Source organism: Luteimonas sp. GW821-FHT14E02 (assembly GCF_058803905.1).
The window spans coordinates 526,735-539,506 of record NZ_JBXAPK010000002.1; the positions used below are offsets into that span (position 1 = coordinate 526,735).

The 12,772-nt window shown below is 61.7% G+C and carries 10 protein-coding genes; 6 read left to right on the forward strand and 4 right to left on the reverse strand.

Translation table 11 applies throughout. From position 1 onward, the window contains the following. Positions 1-47: 47 nt before the first annotated feature. The 3 genes from AC1RNP_RS05385 to AC1RNP_RS05395 all read right to left on the reverse strand — a co-directional run bounded on the left by AC1RNP_RS05385 (position 48) and on the right by AC1RNP_RS05395 (position 2,586). On the reverse strand, positions 48-428 hold the full coding sequence (locus tag AC1RNP_RS05385) for a VOC family protein (RefSeq protein ID WP_493050218.1): 381 nt from the start codon (positions 426-428) through the stop codon (positions 48-50). Next, the gene (locus AC1RNP_RS05390) at positions 425-1,783 is read right to left on the reverse strand and encodes an MFS transporter (RefSeq protein ID WP_493050219.1); all 1,359 of its coding nucleotides are present in this window, start codon (positions 1,781-1,783) and stop codon (positions 425-427) included. The genes AC1RNP_RS05385 and AC1RNP_RS05390 overlap by 4 nt, the downstream gene beginning before the upstream one ends. 191 nt (positions 1,784-1,974) lie before the next feature. Then, positions 1,975-2,586, reverse strand: a complete 612-nt coding sequence (locus tag AC1RNP_RS05395; RefSeq protein WP_493050220.1) for a TetR/AcrR family transcriptional regulator — start codon at positions 2,584-2,586, stop codon at positions 1,975-1,977. Between the two features lie 605 nt (positions 2,587-3,191). Here AC1RNP_RS05395 and rfbB point away from each other — a divergent pair. The 6 genes from rfbB (at position 3,192) to AC1RNP_RS05425 (ending at position 10,899) form a co-directional block, all read left to right on the forward strand. Next, positions 3,192-4,247, forward strand: coding sequence for a dTDP-glucose 4,6-dehydratase (gene rfbB, locus AC1RNP_RS05400; RefSeq protein WP_493050221.1), 1,056 nt, complete (start codon positions 3,192-3,194; stop codon positions 4,245-4,247). Between the two features lie 105 nt (positions 4,248-4,352). Then, the gene (gene rfbA, locus AC1RNP_RS05405; RefSeq protein WP_493050222.1) at positions 4,353-5,240 is read left to right on the forward strand and encodes a glucose-1-phosphate thymidylyltransferase RfbA; all 888 of its coding nucleotides are present in this window, start codon (positions 4,353-4,355) and stop codon (positions 5,238-5,240) included. Beyond that, complete coding sequence (gene rfbC / locus AC1RNP_RS05410; protein WP_493050223.1) at positions 5,237-5,809, forward strand: dTDP-4-dehydrorhamnose 3,5-epimerase; 573 nt, start codon at positions 5,237-5,239, stop codon at positions 5,807-5,809. Before rfbA ends, rfbC begins: the two co-directional genes overlap by 4 nt. Then, entirely contained in the window at positions 5,806-6,705 is a 900-nt protein-coding gene (gene rfbD / locus AC1RNP_RS05415) for a dTDP-4-dehydrorhamnose reductase (protein ID WP_493050224.1), read from the forward strand. Before rfbC ends, rfbD begins: the two co-directional genes overlap by 4 nt. Before the next feature lie 53 nt (positions 6,706-6,758). Further along, a complete protein-coding gene (locus tag AC1RNP_RS05420) occupies positions 6,759-8,774 on the forward strand; it encodes an alpha/beta hydrolase family protein (protein ID WP_493050225.1) in 2,016 nt (671 codons plus the stop codon). A gap of 121 nt (positions 8,775-8,895) precedes the next feature. Continuing rightward, the gene (locus AC1RNP_RS05425) at positions 8,896-10,899 is read left to right on the forward strand and encodes an alpha/beta hydrolase family protein (RefSeq protein WP_493050226.1); all 2,004 of its coding nucleotides are present in this window, start codon (positions 8,896-8,898) and stop codon (positions 10,897-10,899) included. Positions 10,900-10,933: 34 nt separating this feature from the next. Here the strand turns inward: AC1RNP_RS05425 and AC1RNP_RS05430 are convergent, their stop codons facing one another. After that, positions 10,934-12,661: a peptide MFS transporter gene (locus AC1RNP_RS05430; protein ID WP_493050227.1), complete on the reverse strand. Its 1,728-nt coding sequence runs from the start codon at positions 12,659-12,661 to the stop codon at positions 10,934-10,936. Between the last annotated feature and the right edge of the window lie 111 nt (positions 12,662-12,772).

Genomic DNA, 12,772 nt, shown 5'->3' on the forward strand with positions numbered 1-12,772 from the left:
TGATGCGATCGTCGGCCAAACGATCGGAAGCAGACCCCGAGGCGATTTCACAGATATTCGGATATCTCGATCAGATTCAGATCGGGATCGCGCACGTATACCGAACGAATCGGGCCGGTGGCGCCGGTGCGTTGCACCGGTCCTTCCACGATCGGACAGCATTCCCGGCGCAGATGCTCGATCACTTCATCCAGGCCGACGGCGGCAATGAAGCACAGATCCAGCGCTCCCGGAACTGGAAGGTGCGCTTTCGGTTCGAACTCGTGCCCACGCTCGTGCAGATTGATCTTCTGATTGCCGAAGCGGAACGCGATGCGGCCTTCGGCAAAGGTTTCCAGGCGCATGCCCAGGACGCGGGTGTAGAAATCCCGGCAGGCGTCGATGTCCGTCGTCGTCAGCACCAGATGGTCGAGATGGTCGATGATCATGGCGAAGCATGCCTATGTGTAGATGTGGTTCGGGATTTCATGCCCAGCATCAGAATCGCCGACACCGCCGCAGGCATTGCGGCGGCGAGAAACAAGGATGTGGATGACCATTGCATGCCGATCAGCGCGCCACCCAACACGGGCCCGATGATCGAACCGACACGGCCGACGCCGAGGCTCCAGCCGATGCCGGTGGAACGCAACGCGGTCGGGTAGTAATTCGCCGCGAGCGCGTTGACGGCGGGCTGTCCGCCGACGATGCAGAAGCCGGCGATGAAGATCACGACGAATGCCGGGATCAGCTCCGCCGCGAGTTGTCCGATCGCCGCAATCGCGAACGTCACCAGCAGGAACGAGGCCACCAGCACCGGGACGAACCCCTTGCGATCGATGATCCAGCCGAGCGCCAGTGTGCCGATCGCGCCGCCCACTTGCAGCGTGGTTCCCGCGAGCACCGCGTAGGTGGTCGCGTGTCCGGCATCGTGGATCAATGTCGGCAGCCAGTTCGAAAGGAAATACAGGTTGATCAGGTTCATGAAGTTGATCGCCCACAGCAGCAGCGTTCCGACAACGCGGCCGTCCTGGAACAGGCGTGCGATCGGGATTCCAGTGGAAGCCTGTTCGTGTATCGCGTATCGAACATCTCCATCGAATCGAAAATCAGGCGCGATGCGCTTCAGGCTTGCGGTGATGCGCGCCTCCCGTCCGCCGCGCAGCGCCAGGAACTGCAAGGATTCCGGCAGATAGACAATCATGAAGGCCGCGAGGACCAGCGGCGCGATGCCGCCCGCGTGGAACACCGCGCGCCATCCGAATGCCGGAATCAGCATCGCCGACACGAGTCCGCCCGCGATCGCGCCCAGCGTGAATCCGCACGAGACGATCATCATCATCGAAGCCTTGCTTCGCGACGGACTGAATTCTCCCGCCAGCGCCATGGCATTGGGCATGATGCAGCCGAGTCCGATGCCGGTGATGAAACGTAGTGCCAGCAGGCCGTCGATCGTCCCGACGTGCGCCGTGGCGAGCATGCACACACCGAAGAACACCGTGGCGCCGATCAGCACGGGGCGACGTCCGATCCGATCGGCGACGGGGCTGAACACCAACGAGCCGATCAACATGCCGAACAATCCTGCGCCGAAGACCGGGCCGAGACTGGCCTTGTCGATCTTCCAGTCCTGGAGGATCGCCGGCGCGGCATAGCCCATCGCCTGCACGTCGAATCCATCGATGACCAGACACAAGCCGCACAGCGCGAACAGGCCGATCTGGAATGCGCCGATCTTGCGCTTGTCGATGAGCGCGGCGATGTCGATGGGCGTGGCGCCCGACACCGATGGATTTGGGGTCATGGAAGCAACAGCGGTGGATGGATTCGCGCAATGTACGCGGACGACGCGTCAAGGCGATGCCGTGAAGACGGGACGATGTATTCCCGCTAGAACGATGCGGCCGAGGGACTGCGTTGTCGAAGCGATGCGCCGCCCCAGGGCCAGCGATACCCGTGCCCGCGGTGCTTGCCGGAGGGGAGATGTCTTCGCGGTCAGCCGACCATCGGCATCAGGCGCCGGACTTCCTGCAGCAGTTCGGGCACCGCATCGGGATCGTTCGACACATGCCGCAGCAGATACTGCTGGAAGAGCCCATCGAACAACGCGTAGAGCGCGCTCGAGGAAATCATGAGCTCGCGGTCGCCGAGCTCGGCGTATCGGCTCATGATGCGCCAGACCATGTCCTCGAGCTTGTGGTCGATCTCCGCCACGTCGCCGCGGAATCCGTCCTCGAACAACGCCTGCGAGCGCAGGTCGTACCACAGGCAATGCATACGCGGCTCTTCGCGGATCGTCTCCGAGAGCCTGTCGATGAATCCTTCCAGCAATTCTTCACGCGTCTGCGCTGAAGCGATCACCGCGTCGTAGCGGGTGACGCATTTCGCCTTGTAGTGGCGAATGCTGCAGGTGATCAGATCCAGCTTGTCCGTGAAGTAATAGTGAAGAACGCCGTGCGTGAATTCCGACTTTTGCGCGATCTCGCGCAGGCTGGTGCGCGCGTAGCCAAGTTCGCCCAGCGTTTCCAGCGCTGCTTCCGCCAATTCGGCGCGCCGCGCGTGGAATTTGTCCGCGGGCGGTTGTCTCACGCCTCTGTTGGTTTGCATCGGGTTGTCGATCTCTACTACTGGCTGCGTCATCCGGAACCTGGCTTCTTGGGTGTCCGGACTCCAGCCGGAACAGGGCTGATATCGCTGGTGCGATCGGGGGGATACCGAGCATCATGCGCGCCAACCGACTACTTGACAAGCGACCAAATTTTGTCTAGCGGTCGACAAAACAAGCTATGTCGACTGTCAAATTCGGCGAACGTGTACGCATCAGGCGCGGCCCGGAATGGCGGCGATGATGGAACCGGTTCCAGACCCAGGCAGCCGAAGAACTCGTGCGCACCACGATTTGAATTGCATCGCCCCCCATGCTCGATCGATCGTGGTGACCGGCATCGCGGCATGCGGACCTGCATCACCCCAGTCATTGGTTATGACGCCGGATGAGACGAAATCCGTATGTGTTCAAGCCACACATGTGTGCCAGGACGCGTCTTCATCAACTTGGAAACGATTTCCAAAGCAACCGTGATGGCGCTCCGGCTCTGCACCGGGGCTACATATCGCGCCATGTACAATGCCGGCCTTGCCCTGATTTCGTTCAGGATTCTTGTTCCGGCCGCTCGGCCGGGTTCGCATTACTTCGTTAGGAGTCCCCCTGCATGCCAACCTGGCTGGTCACCGGCGGAGCCGGATTCATCGGCGGTAACTTCGTTCTGGAAGCGGTTGCGAAAGGGATCGAGATCATCAACCTCGATGCCCTTACTTATGCCGGCAATCGCGACACCCTCGCATCGATCGAGGGGCGTCCGGGCTATACCTTCGTTCAAGGCGACATCGGCGACCGCGCCCTGGTGTCCCGGTTGCTGGCCGAGCGCCGTCCGGACGCGGTGATCAACTTCGCCGCCGAGAGCCATGTCGATCGTTCGATCGATGGCCCCGGCGCCTTCGTCCAGACCAACGTCGTCGGCACGCTGGCCCTGCTGGAAGCCTCGCGCGACTACTGGAAGTCGCTGCAGGGCGAAGCGGCCACGGCATTCCGGTTCCTGCACGTGTCCACCGACGAGGTCTACGGCTCGCTCGGCGATGACGGCAAGTTCACCGAACAGACGGCCTATGCACCGAACTCGCCGTACTCGGCGTCGAAGGCGGCTTCCGACCATCTGGTCCGCGCCTTCCACCATACCTATGGCCTGCCGACGCTGACCACCAATTGCTCGAACAATTACGGTCCGTACCAGTTCCCGGAAAAACTCATCCCGCTGGTCATCGCCAAGGCGATCGCGGGCGAGCCGCTGCCGATCTACGGGGACGGCAAGAACGTGCGCGACTGGCTCTACGTCGGCGACCATTGCTCGGCGATTCGCGCCGTGCTCGAACGCGGCCGCGTCGGCGAGACCTACAACGTCGGTGGTGATGCCGAACGCCAGAACATTGAAGTGGTGAACGCGATCTGCGCGCTGCTCGACACGCGCCGTCCGCGCGAGGACGGCAAGCCGCGCAACTCGCAGATCACCTACGTCAAGGATCGCCCCGGTCATGATCGGCGTTACGCGATCGATGCCTCCAAGCTGAAAAGCGAGCTTGGCTGGACGCCGGCGCACACCTTCGAGCAGGGGATTGCCGATACGGTCGATTGGTATCTTGCCAATCAGGCGTGGGTGCGGCGTGTGCTCGATGGCAGTTACCGCCTCGAACGAATCGGCAATGCGGCGTAAGCCGAGTTCCTCGCAAGAGCCCGCAGATTCAAGTGCGGGCTTTCCAAAAACCTGATCCTTCGTAAGAGCCTGTCCGGCTGGCGCGGACTTTCCTAAAGGCAATCTATGACTGAACGCAAAGGCATCATTCTGGCGGGTGGTTCCGGCACCCGGCTGTATCCGATCACCCAGTCGATCAGCAAGCAGCTGCTGCCGGTCTACGACAAGCCGATGATCTACTACCCGCTCAGCGTGCTGATGCTGGCGGGGATTCGCGAAGTCCTGATCATCAACACGCCGCACGAGCAGCAATTGTTCCAGAGCCTGCTCGGAGACGGATCGCGTTGGGGCATGCGCATCGAATACGCGGTACAGCCAAGCCCGGACGGACTCGCACAGGCTTATCTGATCGGCCGGGAATTCGTCGCCGGCAAGCCAAGCTGTCTGGTGCTCGGCGACAACATCTTCCACGGCCCGGGCCTGAGCGCGCTGCTCAAGCGCGCGGATGCGCGCGATCAAGGCGCGACGGTGTTCGGCTATTGGGTCAAGGATCCGGAGCGCTACGGTGTCGCCGAATTCGATCACGCCGGCAAGGTGATCGGCCTGGAAGAGAAGCCGGCGAAGCCGCGTTCGAACTATGCGGTCACTGGTCTGTATTTCTACGACGGGCGCGCCAGTGATTTCGCGGCGAGCCTCAAGCCGTCCGCGCGCGGCGAACTGGAGATCACCGATCTCAACCGCTGCTATCTCGAAGAGAATGCCCTGCATCTGGAGCAGCTCGGTCGTGGCTACGCCTGGCTCGATACCGGCACGCATCAATCGCTGCTGGAAGCCTCCAACTACATCGAAACCATCGAGGCGCGGCAGGGGCTGCGCGTGTGCTGTCCGGAAGAGATCGCCTGGAACAACGGCTGGATCGACAACGCGCAGCTCGAAGTGCTGGGCAATGCCCTCGCCAAGAACGGCTATGGCCAGTACCTGCTGAGCCTGGCCGAACGCGGGCACGTGCCATGAAAGTGATCGAGACCGATCTGCCGGGTTGCGTGGTGCTCGAACCGCAAGTGTTCGGCGACGACCGCGGCTATTTCTTCGAATCGTTCAATCGCGACAAGCTTGCCGCGCATGGGCTGACGCCGAACTTCGTGCAAGGCAACGTCTCGCGTTCGGCGCGTGGCGTGCTGCGCGGCCTGCATTACCAGTGGCCGAAGCCGCAGGGGAAATACGTGTCGGTGCTGGAAGGCGAGGTATGGGATGTCGCCGTCGACATCCGTCGCGGTTCGCCGAGCTTCGGCAAGTGGACGGCGGTGGTGCTGAGCGGCGAGAACCGCCGTCATTTCTGGATTCCGGAAGGCTTCGCGCATGGATTCGCCGTGCTGAGCGAATTCGCCACGTTCACCTATCTCTGCACCGAGACCTACGACCGCGACGCCGACGCCGGCGTGCGCTGGAACGATGCGCAGCTGGCGATCGACTGGCCGGTGGCCGAGCCGCTCCTGTCGGAGAAGGACACGCGCGCGCCGCTGCTCGCGGACGTGCCGGAAGCGCGCCTGCCGGTTTACGTGCCGGCGAAGGGTACGCCTTGAAGATCCTGCTGTTCGGCGCCAACGGACAGGTCGGGACCGAGCTGCGGCGCAGTCTCGCGCCGCTCGGCGAAGTCGTGCCCGCCACGCGCGGCGGTGAATTGCCGGGCGGCGTGCCCTGCGAGACGGCCGATTTCGATCAGCCGGCGAGCCTGGCCGCATTGATCGATCGCATCGTGCCCGATCTGGTCGTGAACGCCGCCGCCTACACGGCGGTGGATCGTGCCGAGCAGGACCAAGAGGCGGCATTCCGCGCGAATGCCGAGGGGCCGCGCGTGATCGCCGACACCTGCGCCAGGCGCGACGTGCCGCTGGTGCATTACTCGACGGACTACGTATTCGATGGCACCGCGACGCATCCTTACCGCGAAGATGCCCCGACCGCGCCGCTCGGCGTCTACGGCGCCAGCAAGCTGGCGGGCGAGCAGGCGATCCAGAACAGCGGCGCCCGTCACCTGATCCTGCGCACGGCCTGGGTGTATGCCGCTCACGGCAAGAACTTCCTGTTGACCATGCTGCGCCTGGCGAAGGAACGCGACGAGCTGCGTGTCGTCGCCGATCAGGTCGGCACGCCGACATCCGCCGCCTTGATTGCGGACGTTACCGCGCGCGCTGTGGCGCAGCCGTCCTTCCGCGGCGTGCACCACCTGACCGCGGCCGGGGAAACGACGTGGCATGGCTTCGCCGAGGCGATCATCGCGCAGGCCGCCGCCCAGGGGCTGCTCGGCAAGGCGCCGCCGGCCGTCAAGCCGATCACCACCGCCGAATACCCCACGCCCGCGCGGCGCCCGGCCTATTCGAGGCTGGACTGCACGAGCCTGGAAGCCGGCCTGTCCCTGCAATTGCCGCTCTGGCAGCAGGACCTGGCCCGGGTTTTGGGTGACCTCGCCCCAGGCTGACATTAGAATCGCCCGACCGACCGATTGGTCAAGGACGTGTCTAGGGGGAATTCGTGAAATCACGTGTCACCGCGTTCGCGGCGCTCGTTGCTGTCGCCACCACTGCGTCATCCGTTTCGGCGCTTGCCGCTGATCAGATTCCGATCAGCGAGTTCGTCAAGCATCCGACCTACAGCGAGGTCAAGATTTCGCCAACCGGCGAATACCTGGCCATGACCGTCGACAAGGGCGAGCAGGACGTCCTCGCGGTGATGCGCACCAAGGATCTGAGCCTGGTCAAACTCAATCAGCTGCCCGACGACAAGAGCGTCGGACAGTTCTATTGGGTGAGCCCCGAGCGGCTCCTGTTCAATTCCGTGCGCAAGGTCGGACGTTTCGCAAGACCGTTCGGTACCGGCGAATGGTATGGCGTGAATGCCGATGGCTCGCAGCCGCGCCCGCTCGTGTTCTACGGAACGCGCGATGTCACGCAGCGCGGCAAGCAGACCGGCAGCGAAAGCTTCGCCTTGCTGGACACTCTCAGGGACGACGATACCAACGTCGTGATGAGCGTGAACTATCCGCGTTCGTCGGAAGACGTCGGCACCGAGATAGTGCTGTTGGATACGATCAGCGGTCGCCGCAAGTCGCTGGCACGCGCGCCACGTGGGAATTGCGAGATCGTGCTCGATGACGCCAAGCAACCGCGCTACGCGATCTGCCACGACAGCGAGAACGAGGAGGGCGACTACGACTCGCAGAACGAGCTGTACGTGCGCGAGGAGAGCGGCAAGTGGAAGCTGCTCAATAGCTCCAAGTCTTCGGGCAAGATGCTCTCGGTGGTGAGCGCGTCACCTGACGGCACGATCTACGCGACCCAGAGCGACGGCAACAAGCCAGAGGCGTTCGGCACCATCGACAAGTCCAGCGGCGAGTTCCGCAGCCTGTTCCAGGACCCCGTTTCCGATCCCGCCGGATATATCGAAGCGTCCGACGGCGGCACGATTTTGGCGGTGGTCACCGAGGCTGGCGCGCCTCGCGTCACCATGATCGACGAGAAGCATCCGGATGCCGAGATTTACGGATCGCTGGCAGAGGCATTCCCTGGCCAGTTCGTCGATTTCTCGAGTGCGACCACGGATGGCAAGAAGATCGTCGTTTCCGTCTACAGCGACAGCAATCCCGGTGAGCTGTATCTGTACGATCGCGACACCGGCAAGGCACGCTTCCTGCTGCAGGGTCGCAAGTGGCTCGATCAGAAAAAGATGGCAAGCGTGAAATCCTTCGCGCTCACCACGCGTGACGGGCTCAAGATCTACGGCTATCTGACGATTCCCAACGGATCGAACGGCAAGAACCTGCCGATGATCGTCAATCCGCACGGCGGTCCGATGGGGCCGCGCGATGACTGGCGCTTCAACTGGGAGACGCAGCTGCTGGCCAGCCGCGGCTACCTCGTGCTGCAGGTGAATTACCGTGGCTCGGGCGGTTTCGGAAAGGGCTTCCAGGACAAGGCCTACGGCCAGTGGGCGCAGGGCATCATGAACGACGTCATCGATGCCACCAACTGGGCCGTGCAGCAGGGATATGCGGACAAGAACCGCATCTGCATCTACGGCGGCAGCTTTGGCGGTTATGCATCCTTGATGGCACCGGCGCGTGATCCCGGGTTGTTCAAGTGTGCCTTTGGCTACGTCGGTCTGTATGACGCGCAGATCCAGATGGACAAGAGCGACACCAGCGAACGCGAAGACGGCCGCCGCTACCTGCTGCGCGCTTTCGGCAAGACCCGCGCGGAGCAGGATGCGATGTCGCCGATCAACTACGTCGACAAGATCAAGCTGCCCGTCTATCTGGCCGCCGGCGCGCGCGATCCGCGTTGCCCGCCGGAGCACACCGAGGCGATGAACAAGGCATTGACGGCCGCGGGCAATCCGCCCGAAGGGATGATCATCCAGTCCGGCGAGATGCACGGCTATTACAAGGAAGAGAACAATCTCAACCTGTACACCAAGATGCTGTCGTTCTTCGACAAGCATATCGGGAATGGTGGGGCGACAGCTGCGGCATCAGAAACAGCAAAGAAATGAAGTAGTGCCGGCACCGGCCGTTGCGGATCGCAGCGGCCGGGTTGCCGGTGGGGTGGAAGTTCGCCGTTCACCGACGCATATCACCGTCGATAAGCGGTAAAGCAGAGACTAGAGGGGCATCATGAAGCGAGTACTCAAGGCGGCATCGTCCGCATTCCTGCCGTTGGCGCTGACGTTCACGATGTCAGCAACGGCACAGGACAAGCCGGTCAAACAATTCGACATCACGCCTTACATCAAGAAGGCCGAATTCGGAGACATCAAGATCTCGCCGACCGGCGAATACTACGCCGCCACCATTCCGTTCGAGGACAGGACGGGGCTGGTCATCCTGCGCCGGGCCGACAATAAAGTAACTGGTGGATTCAGTATTGGAAAAAACACCATCGTTTACGATTTTGCATGGGTGAACCCAGAACGTGTATTAATCAGCACAGCGAGAAAAATTGGCGCAATGGATCAGCCGCGGCTGACTGGCGATCTTTACGCCGTTGATGCTGATGGCAAGAATGCCGAAATATTGGTTGGCCAGAGCGTCGATGTGATGACGACTGGTACCAATATCGTCACCAAGAAAAACGAAGCTGTCGCAGCTTTCCTAATCGATGATTTGCCGCACGATGAAAACAATGTGGTGATCTCGGCCAGTACGTACGGGGCTGACTATGCCTCACGCGCTGAGGTCATGGATGTGCGAAGCGGGAAGCGCAGGCAGATTGCACGCGCGCCTATCCGAAATGCCAATTTTGTGACCGACAATGCTGGCCAGGTGCGCTTCGTTTATGGAAGGGGCGTCGACAATGTAAACAAGTTGTATCACCGTCCCAGAGTTGATACCGATTGGGAACTGATCAACGATGAAAGCATCAGCGGCCATGCTGAAGCTCCCATCGGCTTTGCCGAAGACAACCAGACTGCTTATATCCTAGTTGAACAAGCCAAGGGTCCTAACAAGATCATATCGGTAAACATGGAGTCCAAGGCGCGCAAGGATGTGCTGCAAGATGCTGATGCCGACCCAGGCAAGATCATCTATCGGCAGGGAACTTCGATTCCCGTGGGGGCGCGTTATCACGTCGGTAAGTTGCATACGGCCTTTTTCGACGCGGGATCTCCGGAGGCAAGGCTGTATAGATCACTCGAAGCGGCATTTCCGGAACACTCACCATTCATCACTTCCTATACCAGTGACGGCAAGCTTGCACTGGTGCAGGTGAGCGGAGACCGGCAGGCAGATGAGTTCTATGTCTTCGACACACAGGTCAAAACCGCTGCGTTCTTGCTTAATACGCGCCCATGGATTGATCCCAAGCGACGAGGCGAACGCCGCTCCATTACTGTGCGGGCGCGCGATGACCTGGAGCTAAAGGGATACATTACGCTCCCGGTCGGTCTGGAAGCGCGGAACTTGCCTATGGTTGTGCTCCCGCATGGCGGACCCATCGGCATTTACGATGATTGGCAATATGACGATGACGCTCAGATGCTTGCGGGTGCAGGCTACGCGGTATTGCAGATCAATTTTCGTGGTTCTGGTGGCCGTGGCCGCGCCTTCCAGCAAGCAGGCGCACGGGAGTGGGGCGGGAAGATGCAAGACGATCTGACCGATGCGACGAAATGGGCGATTCGCGAAGGTATTGCCGATGCAAACCGCATTTGCATGTATGGCGCAAGCTATGGCGGTTATGCCGCGCTGATGGGGGCGGCGAAGGAGCCCTCACTCTACAAATGCGTGGCGGGATATGTCGGTGTGTACGATCTGCCGATGATGTACAAACGCGGCGATATACAAGATAGCGAGTCTGGTGAAGACTACATACGTAAGTGGATCGGTGAAAAGGATGCCCTCGGGCCCATTTCGCCGAGCCGCATGGCTGACCGCATCAAGGCTCCAGTGTTCCTCGCTGCCGGCGGCGAAGATTTACGTGCGCCGATCGAGCACACCAAAGCGATGGAGAAAGCTCTGCGAGCCGCTAACGTGCCGGTCGAAACTTTGTATTACTCGACCGAAGGGCATGGTTTCTATACCCAGTCCCATCGGGCGGAGTTCTATACAAAGTTGTTGGATTTTCTTGGTCGCAACATTGGAGGCGCGGTGGCGGCATCAGCGCAATCTTCGAAATAAGCGAACCCCAGCGGGCCGGACTCTCCGGCCCGCTTCATTTCACGCCATGCATCATCCGCCGCAGCAGCGGCGCGATGGTGAAGGCAACGACGGCGCAGCCCAAGCCGATCCACAGCATCAGCGAGAACAGGTGCGCGTACTTCGACGCGGCCTCGGCAATGTTCATCGCCGTGCCTTCCGGCACTTCGATCGATGCCAGTTTCCCGAACTGCGCGGCCAGCAACTCCGAATACGCGGTCGCCAGCCAGAAACCGCCCATCATCAGGCCGACCACGCGCGCCACCGACAACTGGGTGACCGCCGACAATCCGATCGGCGACAGGCACATCTCGCCGATCTCCAGCAGCAGATAGGCCAGCACCAGCCACCACACGCTGGCGGGAACGCCGGTGCCGGCCGTCTGCGCGGCGATCAGCAGCGGCAGGAACGACAGCCCGGCGAACAGCAGCCCGATGCCGCTCTTGAATGGCTTGCTCGGATTGCGCCCGCGTCGTTCCAGCCACGGCCACAGCCAGGCGAACAGCGGCGACAGCAGCACGATGAAGAACGAACCGAGGAAGGTGAGGGAGCCCGCGGTCTGCGGCACTAGCACGACGTCGCGGAAACAGGCCACGGCCATGCCGATCACCAGCAACCAGACCATCGCGAGTGCGCGCGTGCGATCCCCGTGATCGCTCGCGCGCAGCGCGATCACCATGAGGATCGGACTGGCGGCCATCACGAACAGCGACCAGGGCAGGGTGCCGCTGGCGTCGCTGGCCAGGGAGGGGAACATGTCCTTGGTCATCAGGCGATCGGTGAAGGTCACCCAGGAGCCGTAACTTTGCTCGTAAAGAGTGAAGAACACGAGCACCGCGAGAATCATCACCAGCAGCGCGATCATCTGCTGGCGTTCGACCTTGCTGCAGTGGCGGATCAGGAACCACACGAACCACAGGCCGAAGGCGAGCGTGACCAGATGCATCGCGCCCTGCACGGTCCAATTGCGCTGGATCAATTGCCAGATCAGCGACACGCCGGCGAAGGTGCCGAGATAGATCCAGTATTCGCGCCGCAATCCGCCAATGCTGTCGCGCAATCTGCCCGGATCGGGCGGCTCGGCATGCCCGTGGAGATAGCGTTGTCCCCACAGGAACATGGCGAGTCCCGCCACCATGCCGACTCCGGCCGCGCCGAAGCCGTATTTCCAGCCGTAGGTTTCGCCGAGAAAAGCGCACACCAGGCCGGCGAACAGGCCGCCGATATTGATGCCTGCATAGAACACAGTGAAGCCGGAATCGCGACGTGGATCGTCTTCCGCATACAGTTTGCCGACGATGGTGGAGATGTTGGGCTTGAGGAAGCCCACGCCCATCACGATCAATGCCAGCGACAGATAGAACACCTGCAGCGCGGTTTCATCGCGCACCATCACGCCGTTGATCATTCGCGCCTGCTCGCCTTCCACGGCCATGCCGAGATGGCCCAGGCAGAGCAGCACGCCGCCCAGCACGACCGACTTGCGCATGCCGAGCCAGCGGTCGGCGATCATGCCGCCGATCACCGGCACGGCGTAGACCAGGCCGCCGTAGGCGCCGATCAGGTCGTACCCGGCGTCGTCGCCGAAGCCATGGTGCTTGAGCAGATACAACAGCAGCAGCGCCTTCATCCCGTAGAACGAGAAGCGCTCCCACATTTCGGTGAAGAAGCAGACGTAGACGCCTTTTGGGTGCCCGAGGAAATCTTCGCGTGCGGGGATTTCGCTGAGGCTGCTGGTGGACACGCTTCGGTTCCGTGCGAAAGTGCGCGATTGTAAGACGGAGTACGCCTCGCCGTTTTCCTTCCTGGGAACGTGGAAGCGCATTGCCGATGTCGACGCCTGCTGGAGAACAGC

Bases quoted from the DNA above. Each gene is read 5' to 3' on its own strand.
- AC1RNP_RS05385 (WP_493050218.1), bottom strand. From the start codon at position 428: ATGATCATCGACCATCTCGACCATCTGGTGCTGACGACGACGGACATC.
- AC1RNP_RS05390 (WP_493050219.1), bottom strand. From the start codon at position 1,783: ATGACCCCAAATCCATCGGTGTCGGGCGCCACGCCCATCGACATCGCC.
- AC1RNP_RS05395 (WP_493050220.1), bottom strand. From the start codon at position 2,586: ATGCAAACCAACAGAGGCGTGAGACAACCGCCCGCGGACAAATTCCAC.
- rfbB (WP_493050221.1), top strand. From the start codon at position 3,192: ATGCCAACCTGGCTGGTCACCGGCGGAGCCGGATTCATCGGCGGTAAC.
- rfbA (WP_493050222.1), top strand. From the start codon at position 4,353: ATGACTGAACGCAAAGGCATCATTCTGGCGGGTGGTTCCGGCACCCGG.
- rfbC (WP_493050223.1), top strand. From the start codon at position 5,237: ATGAAAGTGATCGAGACCGATCTGCCGGGTTGCGTGGTGCTCGAACCG.
- AC1RNP_RS05425 (WP_493050226.1), top strand. From the start codon at position 8,896: ATGAAGCGAGTACTCAAGGCGGCATCGTCCGCATTCCTGCCGTTGGCG.